Annotated in this window: 18 protein-coding genes; 12 read left to right on the top strand and 6 right to left on the bottom strand. The window is 64.0% G+C overall.

Going from position 1 to position 22216, the window contains the following annotated elements; genetic code table 11:
- Positions 1 to 24 precede the first annotated feature (24 nt).
- The 4 genes from imuA to AC54AF_RS17050 all read left to right on the top strand — a co-directional run bounded on the left by imuA (position 25) and on the right by AC54AF_RS17050 (position 3765).
- Positions 25 to 735: a translesion DNA synthesis-associated protein ImuA gene (gene imuA, locus AC54AF_RS17065; RefSeq protein ID WP_496637500.1), complete on the top strand. Its 711-nt coding sequence runs from the start codon at positions 25 to 27 to the stop codon at positions 733 to 735.
- On the top strand, positions 665 to 2152 hold the full coding sequence (locus tag AC54AF_RS17060; RefSeq protein ID WP_496637499.1) for a Y-family DNA polymerase: 1488 nt from the start codon (positions 665 to 667) through the stop codon (positions 2150 to 2152). Before imuA ends, AC54AF_RS17060 begins: the two co-directional genes overlap by 71 nt.
- 80 nt (positions 2153 to 2232) lie before the next feature.
- Positions 2233 to 2937 (top strand): glutathione S-transferase N-terminal domain-containing protein, encoded by a 705-nt coding sequence (locus AC54AF_RS17055; protein WP_496637498.1) that lies wholly within the window; start codon positions 2233 to 2235, stop codon positions 2935 to 2937.
- Positions 2938 to 3006: 69 nt separating this feature from the next.
- Positions 3007 to 3765: an alpha/beta hydrolase family protein gene (locus tag AC54AF_RS17050; protein ID WP_496637497.1), complete on the top strand. Its 759-nt coding sequence runs from the start codon at positions 3007 to 3009 to the stop codon at positions 3763 to 3765.
- 73 nt (positions 3766 to 3838) lie between these two features.
- Here AC54AF_RS17050 and AC54AF_RS17045 read toward each other — a convergent pair whose 3' ends face one another.
- Positions 3839 to 4189, bottom strand: coding sequence for a hypothetical protein (locus AC54AF_RS17045; protein WP_034783462.1), 351 nt, complete (start codon positions 4187 to 4189; stop codon positions 3839 to 3841).
- 222 nt (positions 4190 to 4411) lie between these two features.
- Between AC54AF_RS17045 and AC54AF_RS17040 the strand changes: the two genes are divergently transcribed.
- The 5 genes from AC54AF_RS17040 (at position 4412) to coaD (ending at position 10002) form a co-directional block, all read left to right on the top strand.
- Positions 4412 to 4870 carry an Hsp20 family protein gene (locus AC54AF_RS17040; protein WP_099762738.1) on the top strand — a complete coding sequence of 153 codons (459 nt, stop codon included), beginning with the start codon at positions 4412 to 4414 and terminating at the stop codon, positions 4868 to 4870.
- 267 nt (positions 4871 to 5137) lie between these two features.
- Positions 5138 to 6649, top strand: coding sequence for a Do family serine endopeptidase (locus AC54AF_RS17035; RefSeq protein ID WP_131687554.1), 1512 nt, complete (start codon positions 5138 to 5140; stop codon positions 6647 to 6649).
- A gap of 116 nt (positions 6650 to 6765) precedes the next feature.
- Positions 6766 to 7425, top strand: a complete 660-nt coding sequence (locus AC54AF_RS17030; protein ID WP_010400558.1) for a response regulator — start codon at positions 6766 to 6768, stop codon at positions 7423 to 7425.
- 2 nt (positions 7426 to 7427) lie between these two features.
- On the top strand, positions 7428 to 8762 hold the full coding sequence (locus tag AC54AF_RS17025; protein ID WP_496637506.1) for an ATP-binding protein: 1335 nt from the start codon (positions 7428 to 7430) through the stop codon (positions 8760 to 8762).
- Positions 8763 to 8856: 94 nt separating this feature from the next.
- On the top strand, positions 8857 to 10002 hold the full coding sequence (coaD, locus tag AC54AF_RS17020; RefSeq protein ID WP_496637496.1) for a pantetheine-phosphate adenylyltransferase: 1146 nt from the start codon (positions 8857 to 8859) through the stop codon (positions 10000 to 10002).
- Positions 10003 to 10008: 6 nt separating this feature from the next.
- Here coaD and AC54AF_RS17015 read toward each other — a convergent pair whose 3' ends face one another.
- Positions 10009 to 10605: a 2-hydroxychromene-2-carboxylate isomerase gene (locus AC54AF_RS17015; RefSeq protein WP_496637495.1), complete on the bottom strand. Its 597-nt coding sequence runs from the start codon at positions 10603 to 10605 to the stop codon at positions 10009 to 10011.
- A 58-nt stretch (positions 10606 to 10663) separates the two neighbouring features.
- Positions 10664 to 12862, bottom strand: a complete 2199-nt coding sequence (locus AC54AF_RS17010) for an OsmC domain/YcaO domain-containing protein (RefSeq protein ID WP_496637494.1) — start codon at positions 12860 to 12862, stop codon at positions 10664 to 10666.
- Between the two features lie 131 nt (positions 12863 to 12993).
- Between AC54AF_RS17010 and AC54AF_RS17005 the strand changes: the two genes are divergently transcribed.
- On the top strand, positions 12994 to 13566 hold the full coding sequence (locus AC54AF_RS17005) for a hypothetical protein (protein WP_496637493.1): 573 nt from the start codon (positions 12994 to 12996) through the stop codon (positions 13564 to 13566).
- A 114-nt stretch (positions 13567 to 13680) separates the two neighbouring features.
- On the opposite strand, the gene AC54AF_RS17000 is transcribed toward AC54AF_RS17005, so the two are convergent.
- Positions 13681 to 16083, bottom strand: coding sequence for a TonB-dependent receptor plug domain-containing protein (locus tag AC54AF_RS17000; RefSeq protein ID WP_496637492.1), 2403 nt, complete (start codon positions 16081 to 16083; stop codon positions 13681 to 13683).
- 177 nt (positions 16084 to 16260) lie between these two features.
- Positions 16261 to 17046: a PhzF family phenazine biosynthesis protein gene (locus tag AC54AF_RS16995; RefSeq protein ID WP_496637491.1), complete on the bottom strand. Its 786-nt coding sequence runs from the start codon at positions 17044 to 17046 to the stop codon at positions 16261 to 16263.
- Between the two features lie 97 nt (positions 17047 to 17143).
- Here AC54AF_RS16995 and AC54AF_RS16990 point away from each other — a divergent pair, with 97 nt between their 5' ends.
- Together AC54AF_RS16990 and AC54AF_RS16985 are read left to right on the top strand one after the other, a co-directional pair.
- On the top strand, positions 17144 to 20287 hold the full coding sequence (locus AC54AF_RS16990) for an error-prone DNA polymerase (RefSeq protein ID WP_496637490.1): 3144 nt from the start codon (positions 17144 to 17146) through the stop codon (positions 20285 to 20287).
- Between the two features lie 39 nt (positions 20288 to 20326).
- Positions 20327 to 20806: a GNAT family N-acetyltransferase gene (locus AC54AF_RS16985; protein ID WP_496637489.1), complete on the top strand. Its 480-nt coding sequence runs from the start codon at positions 20327 to 20329 to the stop codon at positions 20804 to 20806.
- Here AC54AF_RS16985 and AC54AF_RS16980 read toward each other — a convergent pair whose 3' ends face one another.
- Positions 20807 to 22216: an FAD-binding oxidoreductase gene (locus AC54AF_RS16980; RefSeq protein ID WP_496637488.1), complete on the bottom strand. Its 1410-nt coding sequence runs from the start codon at positions 22214 to 22216 to the stop codon at positions 20807 to 20809.

Below are 22216 nucleotides of genomic sequence, written 5' to 3'. Positions count from 1 at the left end.
CAGTATTTATCTTCATATTCAATTATGCAACATTCCGAATTGATGGCCTCGCCGGAAGCCTTGCACCCGTCCCTGTGGCGCGCATCGCAGTTGGGCCAAGGCGCCACGCGCTGCCTGGACACGGGCTTTGCCGCCCTGGCCGCGCAGCTGCCCGGCGGCGGCTGGCCCAGCGGCAGTCTCATCGATCTGCTGGTGCAGCAGCCGGGCAGCGGCGAATTGCGCCTGCTGGCGCCCGCACTGGCGCAACTGCCGGGCTTGCCCATCGTGCTGCTGCAGCCACCGCATCCGCCGCAGGCGCTGGCGCTGGCCGCGCAGGGCCTGGCGCCGTCGCAATTGTTGTGGCTAAAGAGCGCCGGCAGCAAGGATGCCTTGTGGGCGGCGGAAAACATCTTGCGCAGCGGCACGTGCGGCGCCTTGCTGTTCTGGCAGGCGCACGTGCGCGCCGACAGCCTGCGCCGCCTGCACCTGGCCGCGCAGTCCGGCAACACACTGTTCTGCATGCTGCGCCCCTTGCACGGCGCGCAGGATGCGTCGCCGGCGCCGCTGCGCCTGTCCGTGCGCCCGGCCGCCGGCGGCATCGAGATCGGCTTCATCAAGCGCCGGGGACCGCAGCGCGACGCGCCCCTGTTCCTGCCCCTGCAACCTCCTTCTTTACTGCTGCGTCATGCGACTCTGGATCGGCCTGTGCCTGCCCCGGCTCCCGCTCGAAGTGTTTTGCCCGCGCTGGTCGGCTGACAGCCTCGGCGTGGTGCTGGAGCAGGAGCAAGTGACGGCCCTGTCGCCGCTGGCGCGGGCGGCCGGCGTCAAGCCGGGCATGCGCCGCGCCGGTGTGCTGATGCTGGCGCCGCAGGCGCGCCTGCACGAGCGCTCGCCCGAGCTGGAAGCGCAGGCCCTGCAAGCGGTGGCGCTGGCGCTGCTGCAATATTCTCCGCTGGTGGCGCAGGGCGAGGAAGCGACCCTGCTGGTCGATGCGGGTGCCAGCCTGCGCCTGTTTGGCGGCGTGCGCGCCCTGTGTCGGCACATCGCGGCCAGCTTGCGCGCGCTCGGCTACACGGCCCAGCTGTCGTGCGCCCCCACGGCGCGCGGCGCCTGGCTGCTGGCGCGCGCCGGTACGCGCCGGGGCCGCGTGCTGGGCATGGAGAGTCTCGTGCGCCGTCTCGACCGCCTGCCGTGCGCCCTGCTGCCGCCCGCGCGCCCCTGGCTCGACTGGTTCGAGGGCATCGGCTGCCGCACCCTGGGGCAGTTGCGCCACTTGCCCAGGCCCGGCCTGCAGCGCCGCTGCGGTGCAGGCTTGCTGGACATGCTCGACGAGGCGCATGGCCACAGCACGCAATTGTTCCTGTGGATCGAGGCGCCGCCCACGTTCCGCGCCAGCCTGGAATTGTTCGACCGCGTGGAGCACGCCGACGCGCTGCTGTTCGGCGCGCGCCGCCTGTTGCAGCAGATGACGGGCTGGCTGTGCGCGCGGCAATTTGCCGTCGAGCGCATACAGCTGCTGCTGGCGCACGAGCGGGGCAGGGTGGCGCGCCCGCCCACCGTCATCGAGCTGGCGCTGGGCGAGGCCGTCTGGCGCGACGAGCACCTGGTGCGCTTGCTCAAGGAGCGCCTGGCGCAGCTGGCGCTGGACGCACCCGTGATCGGCCTCACCCTGGAAGCGCTGCAGGTGCAGCCGATGGCGCCGCCCAGCGAAAGCCTGTTCCCCGAGCCGGGCGGCACGCCGCAGGAACGCCAGCGTCTGATGGAATTGCTGGTGGCGCGCCTGGGCGCCGAGAATGTCTTGCAGGCCGCGCCGCGCGCCGATTATCGCCCCGAGGCGGCCAACCAGTGGCTGCCACTGCCGGCCAAGGCCGTTTCAAGAAGCGCGCTGCCCGACCTGCCGCCCGGCTTGCCCGGCATGCCCCGTCCCGGCTGGCTGCTGGCCCAGCCCATCGCCCTGTTGATGCGCGAACACCGGCCGTTCTATGGCTCGCCCTTGAAAATGGTGTCCGTCGCCGAGCGCATCGAGGCGGGCTGGTGGGGCCAGTCGCAGGCGCGCGATTATTTCATCGCCGAAGGCCTCGACCACGCCCACTACTGGGTCTACCGCGAACGCATCGCCGGCAGCGGAGAAGATGCCGCGCCGCGCTGGTTTTTGCATGGCTTGTTTGGCTAAATGCGCTGTCCAGCAGAAGCGGGGAGGCTTGGCTATACTTGCTTTCTTGCTCCGCGTCAGACACTTCAATAAGGATTTTCATGTCCCAACTTTCCGACTTCCCCATCACCCGTAAATGGCCTGCCCGGCATCCCGAGCGCCTGCAGCTGTACTCGCTGCCGACGCCGAACGGCATCAAGGTCTCCATCCTGCTGGAAGAGCTGGGCCTGGCGTACGAGCCGCACCTGGTCAGCTTCGAACAGAACGACCAGCTGTCGCCCGCCTTCCTGTCCCTCAATCCGAACAACAAGATTCCCGCCATCCTTGACCCGGACGGTCCCGATGGGAAACCCCTGGCCCTGTTCGAGTCAGGCGCCATCCTGCTGTACCTGGCCGAGAAGACGGGCAAGTTCATCCCCCAGGACGCGGGCCTGCGCTATGCAACCATCCAATGGCTGATGTTCCAGATGGGCGGTATCGGTCCCATGTTCGGCCAGGTGGGCTTCTTCCACAAATTCGCCGGCAAGGGCTACGAAGACAAGCGTCCGCTGGAGCGCTATCTGGGCGAAGCGAAGCGCCTGCTGGGCGTGCTCGAGCAGCGCCTGCAGGACCGCGACTGGATCATGGGTGGCCAATACACGATTGCCGACATCGCCATCTTCCCGTGGGTGCGCTGCCTGGTGGGGTTTTACGGCGCCGACGAGCTCGTCGGCTTTGGCAATTTCCCCAACGTGCAGCGCGCGCTGGACGCTTTCCTGGCCCGGCCTGCCGTCATCAAGGGCGTCGACATCCCATCGCGTGGCTAAAACAGCTGTGGCCTGACGGCGCTACAATGCGCCATCGGCCGCGCTGCGCGGCAGCTTTGATATGAGACAATGAAATCCACCCGGCAAGATTTTCCCGGCGCGCACGGCCATGTGCTGGCGGCGCGCCTCGACGCGCCCGACGGCGCCATCCGCGCCCACGCGCTGTTCGCCCACTGTTTTACCTGCGGCAAGGACGTGCTGGCCGCGCGGCGCATCGCGCAAGGCTTGACGCAGCACGGCATCGCCGTGCTGCGCTTTGATTTCACGGGACTGGGCGCCAGCGAAGGCGAGTTTGCCGCCACCAATTTCTCGTCGAACGTGGACGACCTGGTCGCCGCCGCCGATTTTTTGCGCGCCAGACACGCTGCACCGCAATTGCTGATCGGCCACAGTCTGGGCGGCGCTGCCGTGCTGGCCGCTGCCGCGCAGGTGCCGGAAGCGACCGCCATCGCCACCCTGGCCGCACCGAGCACGCCCGCCTACGTGACGCGCATGTTCAGCGACCACCTGGAGCAAATCGCCGCCGAGGGAGAGGCGCTGGTGCAGCTGGAAGGGCGGCCATTTCGCATCCGCCAGCAATTCGTCGACGACGCGGGCAGCCACAGCCTGAAGGCTCACATCGCCGGCCTGCGCCGCGCCCTGCTGGTGATGCACGCGCCGAACGATACGACGGTAAGCCTGTCGAACGCGATGGATATCTTTACGGCCGCGAAGCACCCGAAAAGCTTCGTTTCGCTCGACGATGCCGACCACCTGTTGACGGGGCGCGATGACGCGGCCTATGTCGCCAACGTCATCGCCGCGTGGAGCGCGCGCTATATCAGCTAAGTAACTCAGCGGTTGCCCATGAAAAACGCCGCGGCAGCAGAAGCTGGCGCGGCGCGGATGGGGGGCGAGTGGATTAATCCTCGTCGAATTCGGCGGAGAGATCCTTCCAGCCCTTGCTGACGGCAAAGGCGGAAAATTCTTCCGGCGCTTCCAGGACGATCAGTTTCTTGTCTTGCAAGCCCAGGTCGCCATGGCCGAAGTCGGGGCCCACGTAGCCGAGGCTGCGCAGGCGGGCCAGGATGTGGCCGACCAGGGTCTTGTCCTTATAGGCGCCCGCTTCGAGCGGAGCGGCGAAATCGACGTAGACGTCGATGATGCCGTAGCCTTCGTCGAAGATGCGGATGGCCTTGATGTCGTGGGCACGGCCGGAGCCGTCGGTGGCCTTGAAGGGGCCGCTGAGCTGGATGTCGGTGTCATTGTTCATGCCGCCAGCATACACCAAAAGCCGGTCCCGCATCGGGGGCGCCATGCAAAATCCTGCTCGATGGGCCATGTAAAAATTTCTTACAAATTGAGCGCCGTCTGGGGCGTTTTCCGCCAATTTCAAGGCCTTGAAGACCGCTTGATCGTCCTTAGATTGGTAGCAAGCGGATGCTCACGGTGAGGTCCGCCCCTCTTATCGCTTCATTTGAAAAGGATATTTATCATGCGTACTTTTGACCTTGCTCCCCTGTACCGTTCCGCCATCGGCTTTGATCGTCTGGCACAGCTGCTCAACGAACAGCGCGCCGATGCACAGCCGAGCTATCCGCCCTACAACATCGAACTGGTGTCGGAAGACAAGTACCGCATCGTGATGGCATTGGCCGGCTTCTCGCGCGAAGAGATCGACATCATCACCGAACGCGACTCCCTGCACGTCACGGGCCGCAAGCAGAAAGATGGCGTCGAACGCACGTTCTTGCACCGCGGCATCGCTGCCCGCGATTTCGAGCAGCGCTTCCAGCTGGCCAACCACGTGAAGGTCACGGGCGCCACGTTTGAAAACGGCATGCTGACCATCGACCTGGTGCGCGAAGTGCCGGAAGCGCTGAAACCGCGCAAGATCGAGATCGGCACCGGCAGCGACACTGTCAGCGTGCTGGAACAGCGTCAGGCAGCCTGAGCTGATTTCGGCCCCCGCGCTGGCGTTAGCGGGAGGGGGGAGCCCCTCCCATGCAGTAAAATACTGGCCGGTTGATCCGGCCAGTGTCACGTCTGGAGTCCGTTCGGGCCCTTCATTGATCTCCATGCGGCATGCGTGCGGCATGCAAGATTAAACCCTGCTTAAAGGCGCAAATGCCTGTTTCCAGATGGAAAAATGTTAAGCACCGCCTAAGACTCGTGGCCCACTATTGCATACATCAAAATCTCATCGAATGAGGAGCAATTCATGGAACAGCAAACGAATACCGCATCCCTGAAAATCAAACGCACCGTAGCCGCGCTGGCCGCGATCGGTGTACTGGGCGCCGGTGGCGCCATGGTGGTGCATCAGAACAATGCCGGCGCGAATGCCGCAGCGGCCGCAGCCGTCCCCGTGGCTGCCGCCGTGGCGCCCGCCGCTGCCGCGCCGCTGGTGGCCTTGCCCGATTTTAGCCAGATCGCCGCGCGCAACAGCCCGGCCGTCGTCAACATCAGCGTGACGGGCAGCACCAAGGTGGCCTATGACCCCTCGGCCCAGGCCGGCAATGACGATTTCGGCAACGACCCCTTCTTCGAATTCTTCCGCCGCTTCCAGGGGCCGCAAGGCGGGCAGCGCGGCGGCCGCGACGTGCCTACGCACGGCCTCGGTTCCGGCTTCATCGTCAGCCCGGACGGCATCATCATGACGAATGCCCACGTGGTGCGCGATGCGCGCGAAGTGACCGTCAAGCTCAACGACCGCCGCGAATTCCGCGCCAAGGTGCTCGGCACGGATCCGAAGACCGATATCGCCGTGCTGAAGATCGATGCCAACAACCTGCCCATCGTGCCGCTCGGCCACTCGAGCGACCTGAAAGTGGGCGAGTGGGTGCTGGCCATCGGTTCTCCTTATGGCTTCGACAGCACGGTGACGGCCGGCGTCGTCAGCGCCAAGGGCCGTTCCCTGCCGGACGACAGCAATGTGCCGTTCATCCAGACGGACGTGGCGGTAAACCCCGGCAACTCGGGTGGCCCGCTGTTCAACACGCGCGGCGAAGTGGTCGGCATCAATTCGCAGATCTACAGCCAGACGGGCGGCTTCCAGGGCCTGTCGTTCGCCATCCCGATCGACCTGGCCGGCCGCATCAAGGACCAGATCGTCGCCACGGGCAAGGCCAGCCACGCCAAGCTGGGCGTGACGGTGCAGGAAGTCAACCAGGGCTTTGCCGACTCGTTCAAGCTGGCCACGCCGGAAGGCGCCCTGGTCGCCAATGTGGAGCGGGGCAGCCCGGCCGACAAGGCGGGCCTGAAATCGGGCGACGTGGTGCGCAAGGTGAATGGCCAGCGCATCATCGGCTCGGCCGACTTGCCGGCGCTGGTGGGGACGTCCTTGCCAGGCGACAAGATCAGCATGGATGTCTGGCGTGACGGCAAGATCGTCAACCTGACGGCGACCCTGGGCAATGCGGCCGACAAGGTGGCTGACGTGGCGAAGAGCGACGGCGCCGCCGGCAAGGTAAAGCTGGGCCTGGCCCTGCGTCCGTTACAATCGGATGAAAAACGCGAGGCGGGCATCAGCGCCGGCCTGCTGGTGGAAGACGCGGGCGGTGCCGCCGCGAATGCCGGAGTGCTGCCGGGCGACGTGCTATTGTCGGTGAATGGCCGTCCCGTCAATACGGTTGAGCAGGTGCGCGACGTGGTGGAAAAATCCGCCAAGTCGGTCGCCTTGCTGATCCAGCGAGGACCGGACAAGATATTCATCCCCGTGCGGCTGGGTTAATTAGTACCGGGGTCAGTCACTTCGTGATCGGAATGTGTCACATTGGGACACATTCCCCCGCCGGGTCTGACCCCAGCCTTCCGCGGTAGGGCTAATAAATAAAAAAAGGAGCAGCCATGCGCTTATTGCTGGTAGAAGACGATACGATGATCGGCGAGGTGGTGCTCGATTTGCTGCGCGCCGAGCATTACGCGGTGGACTGGGTCAAGGATGGCGACATGGCCGATACGGCCCTGCAGACGCAGACCTATGACCTGGTGCTGCTGGACCTGGGCTTGCCGCGCAAGGATGGCCTCGACGTGCTGCGCTCGATGCGTCTGCGCAAGCTCGACACGCCGGTGCTGGTGGCCACGGCGCGCGACGCCGTCGAGCAGCGCATCGCCGGCCTCGACGCGGGCGCCGACGATTACGTGCTCAAACCGTATGACCTCGACGAACTGCTGGCGCGCATCCGTGCCCTGCTGCGGCGCGCCTCGGGGCGGCCGGAACCGATCTTCGAGCACCAGGGCGTCTCCATCAATCCGCTGACGCGCGAAGTGATCGCCGAGGGCCACCCGGTCAACCTGTCGGCGCGCGAATGGGCCGTGCTGGAAGCCTTGATCGCCCGTCCCGGCATCGTGCTGTCGCGCGCGCAGCTGGAAGAAAAACTGTACAGCTGGAAGGATGAAGTCAACAGCAATGCCGTGGAAGTGTATATCCATGGCTTGCGCAAGAAGCTGGGCAGCGACTTGATCCAGAACGTGCGCGGCCTCGGCTACATGGTGCCCAAGGCATGAGGATGAAGGTCACGGTGACGCACTCGCTGCGCGGCCGCCTGCTGTGGTTTTTGCTGGCGGCCATCATCATGGCGGCCCTGGCGCAGGCGTCGATCGCCTACCGCAGCGCCCTGTACGACGCCGACCAGATTTTTGATTACCACATGCAGCAGATGGCCCTGTCGCTGCGCTCCGGCGCGCCGCTGGCCAACCATGCGCAAGCCCTGCCGGCCGACCCTGTCAACAACGACATGGTGGTGCAGGTGTGGACGCCGGACGGCGTGCAGGTGTTCCGCTCGATCACGCGCGCGGAACTGCCGCAGCGCGCCGTGCTGGGCTTTTCGAATGTGAAGGCCAACGGCACGACTTACCGCATCTTTTCCGTGCAAACCAGTTCCCAGACCGTGCAGATCGCCCAGGACATGGCCGTCAGGAAGCGCATGGCCGGCAGCCTGGCGCTGCGCACGGTGGGCCCCATTGCCCTGATGGCGCCGATTTTGATGCTGGTCGTGTGGTGGGTCGTCAGCGGTTCGCTGGCGCCCGTCTCGCGCGTGCGCAAGCAGGTGGCGGCGCGCCAGGCGGACGATCTGTCGCCCGTTTCGGAAGCGGGCTTGCCCGACGAAGTGCGGCCCCTGGTGCATGAACTGAACCTGCTGTTCGGGCGCGTGAAAACGGCGTTCGACGCGCAGCAGCACTTCGTCGCCGATGCCGCGCATGAATTGCGCACGCCGCTGGCGGCCCTGAAACTGCAGGTATTGAGCCTGGAACGGGCCGAATCGGCAGAAAAACGCAGCCTGGCGATTTCGCGCGTGAGCGCCGGCATCGAGCGGGCCACGCGCCTGGTCGAGCAGCTGCTGGTGCTGGCGCGCCAGGAGGCGAGCGCCGCCAGCGGCGACCAGCTGCAGGCGGTGGACTTGAATGACGTCGTCAAGCGGGCGCTGGGCGACATGGCCGGCATCGCGCAGGCGCGCAAGATCGACCTGGGCCTGCACCACATGGATCCGGCCAGGGTGGCGGGGCAGGCCGATGCGCTCAACATCATGCTGCGCAACCTGGTCGATAACGCCATCAAGTACACGCCGCAGGGCGGCACGGTCGACATCGACCTGCGCGCCAGCCCCGTCGGCGTGACCTTGTCCGTGGAAGACAGCGGCCCCGGCATCCCGCCCGAAGAGCGCGAGCGCGTCTTCAGCCGCTTCTACCGCGTGCCCGGCACGGACGCCAATGGCAGCGGCCTGGGACTGGCCATCATCAAGGCCATCGCCGAACGCCATGGCGCGCGCCTGGTGCTGGACAAGTCCGAGCGCCTGGGCGGCCTGTGCGTGCGCGTGGAATTCCCGCAAGCCATGAAAAAATAGCGTTTTGATCATAATCTTTGGCATGTTGCATTGACGCGCGCGCCGCTGGCCTATATTGTCTGCGCAATAAGCAATCAAGCAAACGGAGCGCAGCATGCAGAAGATCGGTTTTTCAGGAACCCTCGATCCCATCACCAACGGCCACATGTGGGTGATCGGCGAAGCGCGTTCGCTCGCCGACGAGGTGATCGTGTTCCTGTCGCAAAACCCCGCCAAGCGTCCCCAATTTCCCGCCGAGGACCGCAAGCGCATCATCGAACAGAGTGCGCGCGAGTGCGGCTGGGACAATGTGCAGGTGGTCATCGTCAAGGGCGACTACACGGCGCGCGCGGCGAAAAAGCATGGCTGCGACTATTTGATCCGCGGCATCCGCACGACGGCCGATTTCGACTATGAAAACCTGATCCAGCAAACGAATGTGGACGTGCTGCAGGGCGCCAAGACGATCTTCGTCATGCCGCCGCGCGACCTCGGTTCCGTCAGCTCCAGCTTCGTCAAGGCGCTGGAAGGGCCCGTCGGCTGGAACTGGACCATGAAGAAATTCGTCCCCGGCCCGGCGTACCAGGCGTGGATACTCGACTGCCTGCGCAAGGAGTGGGAAGCGCTGTGGAACTACGCCACCGCGTCCGATGCCGACATCGCGCTGGCGGATCACTGGTTCGCGCACCTGACGGGGCCGCAGGCGTATGGCGGCGCGGACCGCCACTATCACAACCTCGACCACCTGGTGCACGGCCTGTCCGAGATCCGCGTGTGGGCCGACAATACCTTTGCGCCCAAGCGCGACAGCGCGCTGGTCAAGAAAGCGTTCTGGTTCCACGACGCCGTCTACAGCCACGACGACGACGCCCTGTACTCGAGCGAAGAGGCGAGCGCCCAGCTGTGGCTGGCCAGCGGCCTCGATGCCGGCGACAACGGCGATGTGGCGCAATTGATACGCGTTACCGACCATTTCCAGGGCCCCGGCATCAGCCACGCGCTGAAGGACGCCATGCTCAGCGCCGACCTGGCCATCCTTGGCCAGGATGAAGAGGTGTATCACGCCTATACGCAAGCCATCGGCCGCGAATACGCGCACGTGGACCCCGTGCGCTTCAACGAGCAGCGGGGACTTGCCCTGCAGCACCTGTGCGCCAAGGCGCAGGCGGGCCAGCTGTTTGGCGATGCGTATTTTGCCGACCAGTACAACGAGCGGGCGATTGAAAACATGCGGAAAGAGATTGCGGCGCTGGCCGGCTGATGGCCGTCAGGGGAGGGCAGCCGCATGCGCCAGCGCATCGTCCAGCCGGTCGTTGCCCCAGAATAATTCCCCGTTGCTGACGAAGCTGGGCGCGCCGAACAGGTTTAACGCTTGCGCCTGCTGCGTCTGGAGGCGCAGGCGCAGCTTGTTGTCCGGTGTCAACGCCAGCGCCACGATGGCCGGCGCGTCCAGGCCCAGTTCCGCCAACACCTCGCTGACGGCCTCGAGGTTGTCGATATCGCGGTCTGCGGCAAAATTCATCGCCATCATGCGGCGCGCAAACGGCGCGATCCAGCCCTGGTCCGCGCCGATCAGGGCCACGCGCATGGGCAGCAGGGCCGTGCGGGGGAAGGTGGCGGGCTGGCGCCACGGCAAGCCGTATTTTTCGCACTGGCGCGCCATGTCGCGCCACGTGTAGTCGCCCTTGATTTTTTGCAAGACGAAGGGCGACGTTTCCCAGCCCAGCGCCTTGAAGACGACGCCCAGCAGGAAGGGTTTCCAGATCACCTGCACCTTCTTTTCACGCGCCAGCGCGTCGATGCGCATGGCGCTCAGGTAGCTGTAGTTGCTGCCGAAGTCGAACCAGAATTCCAGTGTGGCCATGGTGTCTCTTTCCATGCATTCAAGCAGTCCTGATCGTGCGCCAGCCCGGTGCGTCACATCAGGCGGCCGCCGCCTTGGCGCGCGCCGCGTGCAGTTTCCTGAAGCTGTCGATCAGGCGCTGGTGCCGGTCGAGGCCTTCCAGTTGCATGCTGGTCGGCGTCAGGCCGAAGAAACGCACGCTGCCGTCCACCGAACCCAGCACCGCGTCCATGCGGGCGTCGCCAAACATGCGGCGGAAATTGACGACGTAGTCGTCCAGCTCCAGCGCGTCATCGAGTTCCACTTCCAGCACCACGTTCAAGGCTTGATAGAACAGCTTGCGCTCGAGCGTGTTGTCGTTGTACTGCAGGAAGGTTTCCACCAGCTCCTTCGCTTCCTCGAATTGCTGCAAGGCGAGATGAATCAGCAGCTTCAGTTCCAGCGTCGTCAGCTGGCCCCACACCGTGTTTTCGTCAAACTCGATGCCGATCAGGGTGGCGATGTCGCCGTACTCGTCGAGCTCGCTGTTTTCCAGGCGGTCGAGCAAGTCTTCCAGGCTGGCATCATCCAGGCCGTGCAGGTTCAGGATGTCGGCGCGGAACAGCAGCGCCTTGTTGGTGTTGTCCCAGATCAAATCCTCGACCGGATACACCTCGGAATAACCAGGCACGAGGATGCGGCAGGCGGTGGCGCCCAGCTGGTTGTACTCGGCCGTGTATACTTCCTTGCCCATGTCGGCGAGGATGCCGAACAGGGTCGCCGCTTCCTCGGCATTCGAGTTCTCGCCGTGGCCGGAAAAATCCCACTCGACAAAATCGTAATCGGCCTTGGCGCTGAAGAAGCGCCACGAGACGATGCCGCTCGAATCGATGAAGTGTTCGACGAAGTTATTCGGTTCGGTGACGGCTTCGCTGGCAAACGTCGGTTGCGGCAAGTCGTTGAGGCCTTCAAAGCTGCGGCCCTGCAGCAATTCCGTCAGGCTGCGCTCGAGCGCCACTTCCAGGCTCGGGTGCGCGCCGAACGAGGCAAACACGCCCCCCGTGCGCGGGTTCATCAGGGTCACGCACATCACCGGGTACACGCCGCCCAGCGACGCATCTTTCACCAGCACGGGGAAACCCTGTTCTTCCAGGCCGGCGATGCCTGCCACGATGCCCGGGTATTTTGCCAGCACTTCCTGCGGCACGTCGGGCAGGGCGATTTCGCCTTCGATGATTTCGCGCTTGACGGCCCGTTCAAAGATTTCCGACAGACACTGCACCTGCGCTTCGACCAGGGTATTGCCGGCGCTCATGCCATTGCTGACGTACAGGTTTTCAATCAGGTTCGATGGGAAATACACGACCTCGCCATCGGACTGGCGCACATACGGCAGCGAGCAGATGCCGCGCTCGGCGTTGCCGGAGTTGGTGTCGATCAGGTGCGAGCCGCGCAGCTCGCCATCGGCATCGTAGATGTCGCGGCAGTAGGCATCGAGAATCTCCTTCGGCAGCGCATCCTTGCGGCCCGGCTTGAACCAGCGCTCGTTCGGGTAATGGACAAAATCCGCATTGGCGATGTCTTCGCCCCAGAACGAGCCCGCGTAGAAATGGTTGTTGCTGAGGCGCTCGATATACTCGCCCAGGGCCGACGCCAGCGCGCTTTCCTTGGTCGCGCCCTTGCCGTTGGTGAAACACATGGGCGAGTGCGCATCGCGGATATGCAGCGACCACACATTCGGAATGATGTTGCGCCACGACGCGATTTCAATCTTGATGCCCAGGCCCGCCAGGAGGCCCGACATATTGGCGATGGTCTGTTCCAGCGGCAAATCCTTGCCCAGAATATAGGTGCTGGCCTCGGCATCGGGATTCAACATCAGCAAGCCCTGGGCATCGGCATCGAGGTTCTCCACCTCTTCGATCACGAACTCGGGCCCCGCTTGCACCACTTTCTTCACCGTGCAACGGTCGATCGAGCGCAAGATGCCCTGGCGGTCCTTGGCCGAGATATCGGCCGGCAACTCGACCTGGATCTTGAAAATCTGCTGGTAACGGTTTTCCGGATCGACAATATTGTTTTGCGACAGGCGGATATTCTCAGTGGAAATATTGCGCGTATCGCAATACAACTTCACGAAATACGCCGCGCAGAGTGCCGATGATGCCAAAAAGTAATCGAACGGGCCCGGCGCCGAGCCATCGCCCTTGTAGCGGATGGGCTGGTCGGCGATGACCGTAAAATCGTCGAACTTGGCTTCGAGACGCAGCTTGTCGAGAAAGTTGACTTTAATTTCCATGGTAATCCAATATGTGCATAAGTAAGTTAGCCGCTATTATCCGTTCTTTCCGCCGCAGGGCAAAGGTTGTTCACGGCGGCCGTGCTGGCGGGGAGCCGCCGGGCCTGGATACGCGGGAAGCAAATTGATAAATGAGCGGGGCGATCAAACTGAACATGCGAATAACATTAATGAGACACGGCGAGCCTCGACTCGCCAAGGGGCGCTGGATAGCGCCGATGCAAATGGGGCAGTGGATTGAGCTCTACAATCAATCACTGATCAAAGACAATGACATACCGGCGGAGTGCCCTGTGGCAGCGCTCTCCGCGTCGACCATCGTGGCCAGCACGGCACCCAGGGCATGCTCGTCGGCCAAGGCACTGGGCGACTTGCCGTTCATGCAAGAGGCGATTTTCACCGAGGCTGAGCTGCCCTTTGCCCTGTGGAGAGCACCTTGGCTGCCGCCGAAAGCCTGGGCAGCGATTTTTCGCATACTCTGGCTGTTCGGTTATGCGCGCGGCTCGGACTCGCTGACGATAACCCGGCGGCGCGCCAGGGCTGCCGCCGAGCGGCTGGTGGCGCTTGCCGCCAGGGGGCCGGTGCTATTGGTCGGACATGGCATCATGAATCGATTGATCGGCAAGGAACTGCAGGCATTGGGCTGGCTTGCCCGCAACAGGCAAGGCAGCCGGTACTGGAGCATGGGAGTGTACGAGCAGTGAAAGCCTGTGACGAATGCGGCAGCCGGGCGATGAGCATTGACGTGTGATGCCGACATAAGAAACAGCGGCTGCCCATGCTGGCGCAGCCGCTGTTTTTTTAGATGCACAGGGCGATCAGAACTTCACCCACAGCCGTCCGAAATACGAAGCGCCATTCAGGCCGAACTGCACGCTGTCGTACTTGAAGCCGTTGTCCGTCTCGTCCGCGTTTTGCGTGCTGGGCTTGACGTTGAAGATGTTGTTGCCGCCAAAGGTCAGCTTGGTGTTTTTGCTGATGCTGTAGGTGAAGCTCAGGTCGGCGGACGTCTTGGCCTTGTAGCGTGCGTTCGGTACGCCTTCGGCCGTGCCGCTGAAGGTGCCCAGGGTTTGCGGGCCAAAATAGATGATGCGCAAGTCCGATTCCAGCTTGCCCGTGATGTAGCCGAGGCCCAGCGTGGCTTTCGCGCGCGGGCCGCCCTGTTCGATGAACAGGCGTTCACGTTCGGACAGCAAGACATCTTCGAAACCCGTCAGCGAGGCGGGCGTCTTGACTTTCGTCACTTCCGTTTTGCTCAAGTTCAAGGCCAGGAAGGTGTTCAGGCGGTTGCCGGCCAATTCTCCCTTGTGCGACGCCGTCAGGTCCAGGCCACGCGTGCGCGTGTCGATGGAGTTGACGAAGAATTGCGCCTCGCCCACGCCCAGCAGGGCCAGGCGCGCCGCCAGGTCCGGGTAGTTGTCGGCATTGAAGCGGCCCGACAGCACGATGCGGTCCTTGATCTTGATGTTGTACAGGTCGGCCGTGACGGAAATGGCTTGCGTCGGCGTCCAGGTGGTGCCCAAGGTAAAGCTGGTGGATTTTTCTTCCTTCAGCTTGGGAATGCCGGCCGCGTTGGCGACGGCGCCGCCGTTCGGCGCCAGCACCACGTCGGTGGGCACGCCGCCGATGAAGTCGGTGAAGGTGGACGAGAAATACACTTGCTGCAACGATGGCGCGCGGAAGCCCGTGCTGGCCGAGCCGCGCAGCAGCACGTTGGGCGCCACTTTATAGCTGGCGGCCAGCTTGCCCGTTACGGTGGAGCCGAAGTCGCTGAATTTCTCGTAGCGCAGGGCTGCCTGGGTTTTCAGGCGCTCCGTCCAGTCCAGTTCCACGTCGCCATACGCGGCGATGCTGTGGCGTTTGGCCTTGGTGGCGTCGCCAGGCTGGAAGCCGGGAAAGCCCTGGCTGCCCGCATTGCCGCCCACGCCCACGCCGTCGGCATCGCTGTAGGAGCCCCGTTCGCCGGCCATGATCTTGTATTCCTCGCTGCGGTACTCGGCGCCGAAGGCCACGTTCATGCCGCGCATCACCGTGTCATAGTAGCGGCTGAAATCGGCATTGCTGGTCAGTTGCTGGAACGAGAAGCCGCCCGCGTCGTAGTTGCTGGCGCTGACGCCCTTGCCGCCGTTCATCAAGTCGAGGTTGGCGACCGAAGCGTTCAAGGTGTTGCTGATGTCGTAGCGCATCTTGTTGTAGCCATAGGTTTGCGAAAAGTCTGCATGCCATTCGCCGATCAGGCTGCGGTGGCCGACGGTGGCGTACTGGTCGTCGATCTTGCCGTTAATGAATGGCACGAAGCCGTCCGGGTACATGGCGGCCGAATTGCGCGATGGAATGTCGTCGCTGCCGATGCCGCCGCGGCCGAACGCGGCGCTCGACGCGTCGCGCGTCTGCGCGCCGGCCGTGAAGTACAGCTTGCCCGTGCCGCTGGTGGCGTAGTCGCCATTGATGTACAGGGTTTTGTTCTTGGACTGGGTGTCGCCGATGATGCGCATGCTGTCCGCGTCGGCCCGGTTCGAGCGGCCCCGGTCCAGGTATTCGCCCGTGATGGCCAGGGTGCCCTTGTCGCCCAGCGCGATGCCGCAATACGCTGAGGTCATGTAATTCTTGCCGTCGCCTGCGGAATACTGGCTGTAGCCGGCCACCGCTTCGCAGCCCAGGCTTTTCTTCAGTTCGATGTCGATCACGCCGGCAATGGCGTCCGAGCCGTACTGGGCGGCGGCGCCGTCGCGCAGCACTTGCACGTTCTTGATCGCCAGCAAAGGAATCGCATTCATGTCCGTGCCCGTGTTGCCGCGGTTGCGCGCGCCGAACAGGTTGACGAGGGCCGTCGTGTGGCGCCGCTTGCCGTTGACCAGCACGAGGGTCTGGTCGGAGCCGAGGCCGCGCAGGGCGGCTGAATCGATCAGGTCGGCCCCGTCGGCGCCCGTCTGGCGCGTGGAATTGAACGAGGGTGAGATGTATTGCAGCGATTGCGCCAGGTCAAACTGGCCGCCTTGCTCGGCCACCCTGGAAATCGGAATGATATCGACCGGCACCATGGTATCGGTGGCGGAACTGGCGACGCGGCGCGAGCCGACCACGCTGACCGTTTGCACGGGGCCGTCCGGGGCGACCGCTTCCGTGTTCTGGGCCATGGCGGCGGGACTGAAGGTGGCCAGGGCGGCGCTGCCGTACAGGCTGATGAGGACTGCTTTACGCAAGGTGGTGAGGGTCGGCACGCAGTATCTCCAAGTGGCTGATGAGCAAGATTCGTGACTTGATTCTAGTGCCATCATTTCAGCCTTCACCAGCGATACTTTGTTTTCTTATTACAAATGTTCGGTAACTGTTGTTTCCTGGTTGCTTATCTTTTGGCCGCTGCCTGGCTTGCCTTGTGCTGGTGCAACCTGCCCCATTCAGGTGCTGCGTTGCACCATGCCACCCACCCAGATTTCCGCTTCACTGTATTGCACCTCGATCACGCAGGGCTGCTGTGTCACGTAGCCCTGCGACAGGCTCAGCGACTGTTGTCGGTGCGCTGCCAGCGCACCCGCCGCCACGCCCGTGGCGCTGTCTTCCAGCGCCGGGTCGAGGTGGTTGAAGTTGCGCCCTTCGTAGGCGTTCTCGCCCGTGCGGCAATACGCATAGCAGCCGCTGACCTTGTGCAAGGCGCTCCAGTCGGCGATCAGCTCCAGGTTCGGCCGCAGCGCGCGCAGGGTGGTGCGGTCGGCCACTTCCAGCAGCAGCTTCGGGCTGCCGACGGAGGCGATCACGGGCGGCGACAGCAAGTGCATGTGCTGGCCCATGAGTTCCGACGGCACATATTTTTCCAGCATGACGGCCGGCGCCGGCTGCGGTGCCAGGCCGATGAATAGACCGGCTGCGTTGCGCACCAACTGCAAGGCTTGCCCGCGCATGGCCGTGGTTACCGTCAGTGTTGCCGGGGCGCCAGGCGCCGTCAGCAGCACATGCGCGGCCGCCAGGGTGGCGTGCAGGCACAGGGGGCTGCGCGTGTGCGGATAAAAATAGTCGAGCACGATGCCGCCGTCCGCCTGCCGGTCGAGGAAGACGCAGGCGCTCACTTGCCGTTCGCGGGCGAAGGTCTGGCGCGCCGTTTCGCTGCCCTGATCGTTTTCCACGACCAGTGCCGCATTGCCGCCACCGGGTGCGGCGCCGAAACATTTCAAGAGATGGACGATCATGGCGGTCGATACAAAAGGTAAAACCCCAGCATAACTGAGATGGCCGTTTTCAGATGAGTATAATATACTGTGTTTATATACAGTACTGAGGTGGATCATGTGGGGCGCAGTCTTACCCGAGTATGCTGAGTTGTACTGCCTGAGCAATTTCAGCTTCCTGCATGGGGCCTCGCATGCGGAAGAACTGGTGGCGCGCTCTGTTCAGCTCGGTTATCGCGCGCTGGCCATTACCGACGAGTGTACACTGGCGGGCGTCGTGCGTGCCCATGCGGTGGCCAAGCGGGCCGGTTTTCCGCTGATCATCGGCGCACATTTTCATTTGACACAGGCCGACGGCAGCCCGGCCCTGTCCCTGCTGGCGCTGGTGCAAGACAGCGACGGTTATGGCAACTTGTCGGAACTGATCACCATGGCGCGCACGCGGGCGGCCAAGGGCCGCTATGTGCTGACGCCCGATGATTTCACCGCGCCCTCGGCGGAATTTTCCCATTTGCAGGGGCTGCCCGGCTGCCTGATGATCTTGCTGCCCAGCTATCCGGCCCCGCCGGAAACCGTGCGCGCGCAGGGGGCGTGGATGGCTGCTACCTTTGGCAGCGAGCGCAGCTGGATCGGCCTGAATCTGCTGCAGCGGGCGCAGGATGACGCCCACCGCAGCGCCGTGCAGGAGGCGGCGCAAGCGCAGGGCTTGTCCGTGGTGGCCGTCGGTCACGTGTGCATGCATGTGCGTTCGCGCAAGCCCCTGCTCGACACTTTGTGTGCGATACGCGTGGGCAAACCGGTGGCTGAGTGCGGCTATGCGCTGGCGCAAAACGCGGAACAGCATCTGCGCGCGCGCTTGCGCCTGGCCAATGTGTATCCGCCGCAGGCGCTGGCGGAAACCGTGCGCATCGCGGGCCTGTGCAAATTTTCTCTCGGCAGCCTGCGCTATGACTATCCAGTCGAGCTGGTGCCGCATGGCCACACGCCGGCGACGTACTTGCGCGAGGAAACGTATGCGGGCGCGCGCATCCGCTTTCCGCTCGGCATTCCAGCGAACGTGCAGGAGCAGATCGAACAGGAGCTGGCGCTGATCGCGGAGCTGTCGTATGAAGCGTACTTTTTGACCGTCTACGACATCGTGCGCTTTGCCCGTTCGCAAAACATCCTGTGCCAGGGCCGGGGTTCGGCCGCCAATTCGGCCGTTTGCTATTGCCTGCACATCACGGAAGTGGACCCGGCGCGCGGTAACTCGCTGGTCGGGCGTTTCATGTCGCGCGAACGCAACGAGCCGCCCGATATCGACGTCGATTTCGAGCATCAGCGGCGCGAAGAGGTGATTCAATATATCTACGGCAAATACGGCCGCGAGCGGGCCGCGCTGGCCGCCGTGGTGATCAGCTACCGGCCGAAGAGCGCCTTGCGCGACAGCGGCCGGGCGCTGGGGATCGACCTGGTCATCGTGGAAAAGGTGGCCAAGGCGCATCGCTGGTTCGATGGCAAGCGCGACCTGCTGGAGCGCCTGGCCGAATACGGGCTCGACCCGGAAGCGGCATTGTCGCAGCAGTGGGCCGGCCTGGCGCAGCAACTGCTGGGCTTTCCCCGCCATCTGTCGCAGCATCCGGGCGGTTTTGTCATCGCGCAAGGCAAGTTGTCGCGCCTGGTGCCGATTGAAAACGCGGCCATGGCCGAGCGCAGCGTCATCGAGTGGGACAAGAACGACCTGGAAGAGCTGGGCTTGATGAAGGTCGATGTGCTGGCGCTGGGCATGCTGTCGGCCCTGCGCCGCGCCCTGGAACTGGTCGGCGGACGGCGCGGCGAGCAATTGCGTCTGCAGGATATTCCCGCCGAAGACCCGGCCACCTACGACATGATGTGCCAGGCTGACACCATCGGCGTGTTCCAGATCGAGTCGCGAGCGCAGATGAGCATGCTGCCGCGCCTGCGTCCCCGCCAATTCTACGACCTCGTCATCGAGGTGGCTCTGGTGCGCCCCGGCCCCATCCAGGGCGGCATGGTGCATCCGTATCTGCAGCGGCGCCAGCAGAAAGAACCGGTCGAGTATCCGAAGGGCCTGGAAAAGGCGCTGGGACGCACTCTGGGCATCCCGATTTTCCAGGAGCAGGTGATGCAGGTGGCCATCATCGCAGCCGATTTCACGCCCGGCGAAGCGGACCAGTTGCGGCGCGCCATGGCGGCCTGGAAACGCAAGGGCGGCATGAACAATTACAAGGAACGCATCGTCGAAACGATGGTCAAAAATGAGTATAAACGGGAGTTCGCGGAGGCCATCTTCAGCCAGATCGAGGGCTTTGGCGAATACGGCTTTCCCGAGTCGCACGCGGCCAGTTTCGCGCTGCTGACCTACGCCAGTTCCTGGCTGAAATGCCACGAACCGGCCGCCTTCCTGTGCGCCTTGCTGAATAGCCAGCCCATGGGCTTTTACAGTCCTTCGCAGCTGGTGCAGGATGGTCGCCGGCATGGCGTGCCCGTGCTGCCCGTCGACGTGGCCGTCAGCGGCTGGGAAGCGACGTTGGAAGAGACTGCGGAAGGGGCCGCGCCCGCCGTGCGGCTGGGCTTGAACAGCCTGTTCGGCATGCGCGCCGAGGTGGCCCGGCGCATCGAGGATGCGCGCGCCATCGCCGCCTTTCTTGACGTGGCCGACCTGGCGCGGCGTGGCGGCCTGGACCGTCATGACTTGCAGGTGCTCGCCGCCGGCAACGCGCTGCACGCGCTGGCCGGGCACCGGCGCGCGGCGCTGTGGCAGGCGGCCGGCGCCGTGCCCGACAGGGATTTATTACGCGCCACCACGCAAGAGGAAGACTTGCCCGTGCTGGCCGCGCCGACGGAAGGCGAGAGCATCGTCAGCGACTACCGCGCACAAGGCCTGACCCTGGGCCGCCACCCGCTGGCGCTGCTGCGCAGGCAATTGCTGGAACAGCGTTTCCTGCCCGCCGCCACACTTGCCAGCTACACGGATGGCCAGCTGGCGCGCGCCTGCGGCATCGTCACCGTGCGCCAGCGTCCGGGCACGGCCAAGGGCGTCATCTTCCTGACCCTGGAAGACGAGACGGGCACGGTCAACGTCATCGTCTGGCCTGACCTGGTGGAAAGCCAGCGGCGCGAAGTGCTGAGCGCGCCGCTACTGGGCGTGTACGGCGTGTGGCAAAGGGAAGGCATCGTACGCAACCTGGTGGCCAAGCGCCTGGTCGACATGTCGCATCTGCTGGGGAGTTTGCGGACCAGCAGCCGCGATTTTTGCTGAGAGTTGCCGACGAGGAGGAGGGCATGGCATTATTTGAATATGACAACCTTGCCCGAACCGACACTGCGTCCCGCCCTGGTCGCCGACGCGCCCGCCATCGTCGCCCTGATCGACGACCTCATGCCTTTTCTGACCCTGCACCCTGATGGCGTGGGGGCGGAAAAGTTTATCGAACACTGCCGCCAGCCGGCCATCGAAGGCTATCTGTCGCAGTCGCGCTACGCGTATCAGCTGGCGCATATCGACGGCGCACTGGCCGGCGTGGTGGCCATGCGCGACAACACGCACCTGTTCCACATGTTCGTGCCGCGCGCCCTGCACAGGCGCGGCATGGCGCGCCGCCTGTGGCAGGCTGCCCGCGATGCGTCGCTGGCCAGGGGCAACACGACGGGCTTCACGGTGAACGCCTCCTTGTATGCCTTGCCCCTGTATGAACGCCTGGGTTTTGTCGCCACGGGGCCGAAGGTGGAAATGGATGGCATCGCCTTCGTGCCGATGCGCATGGAGTTGACGGCCTGATTACCAGCGCACGATCTTGCCCGGATTCATGATGTTCTTCGGGTCCAGCGCATGTTTCAAGGCGCGCATGGTGTCGATGGCGCCCTCGCCATGCTCTTCCACGAGGAAAGCCATCTTGTGCATGCCCACGCCATGTTCTCCCGTGCAGGTGCCATCCATGCCGATGGCGCGCGTGACCATGTCGCTGTTGACCTTTTCCGCGCGCGCGATGTCGGCCGGATCATCGGGATCGACCAGCATCTGCACGTGGAAATTGCCGTCGCCGACGTGGCCGATGATGGCGTAGACCAGGCCCTGCGCTTCGCAATCGGCCTTGGTGGCGAGGATGCATTCGGCCAGGCGCGAAATGGGCACGCAGCAATCGGTGGAAATGGCGCGGCTGCCGGGGCGCATCTGCAGCAGGGCGAAATACGCGTTATGCCGCGCAGCCCACAGGCGCGAGCGGTCTTCGGGGCGGCTGGCCCATTCGAAATCGCTGGCGCCGTGTTCCGCCGTGATGGTTTGCACCAGCTGCGCCTGCTCGGCAACGCTGGCCGGCGTGCCGTGGAATTCAAACAATAATAATGGTTTTTGCGGCAGCGCCATCTTGTCGTAGGCGTTGATGGCTTTGACGCCATTTTCATCGAGAAACTCGACTCTGGCCACAGGAATACCCATCTGAATGGTCTGGATCACGGCGTTGACGGCCTCGCCCGTGCCGGGGAACGAGCACACGGCCGCCGAGATCGCTTCCGGCAGTGGATATAGTTTCACCGTCACTTCCGTGATGATGCCCAGCGTTCCCTCGCTGCCGACAAACAATCGCGTCAGGTCGTAGCCGGCCGACGATTTTTTCGCCCTGGTCCCCGTCTTGATGATGCGGCCATCTGCCGTTACCACCGTCAAGGCCAGCACGTTTTCGCGCATGGTGCCGTAGCGCACGGCGTTCGTGCCCGAGGCGCGCGTGGCGGCCATGCCGCCCAGCGACGCATTGGCGCCAGGGTCGATGGGGAAGAACAGGCCCGTGTCGCGGAGCTCTTCATTGAGTTGCTTGCGCGTCACGCCCGCCTGCACGGTGGCCGTCAAGTCTGCAGCATGCACTGCTACCATCGCGTTCATTTGCGACAGATCAATCGTCACGCCGCCATGCAGGGCCAACACGTGGCCTTCGAGCGAGGTGCCGCTGCCATAGGCGATGATGGGCACGTCGTGCGCGCTGCACAGCTTGACGGCGGCCGCCACTTCCTCGGTGGAATGGGCGAAGATGACGGCGTCCGGCAGCATGGGGGGATAGCTCGACTCGTCGCGGCCATGGTGTTCGCGCATGGCTTGCGTCATGGAAAAGCGGTCGGCAAAGATCAGGGAAAGTACGGCAGCAAGGGATGCGGGCAGCGGTTTGTTCAGTACCGCCAACTGGTCAGTTTGATTCAC

The organism is Janthinobacterium sp. JF4 (genome assembly GCF_059617925.1).
This window is presented reverse-complemented; position numbering and strand designations above follow the sequence as displayed.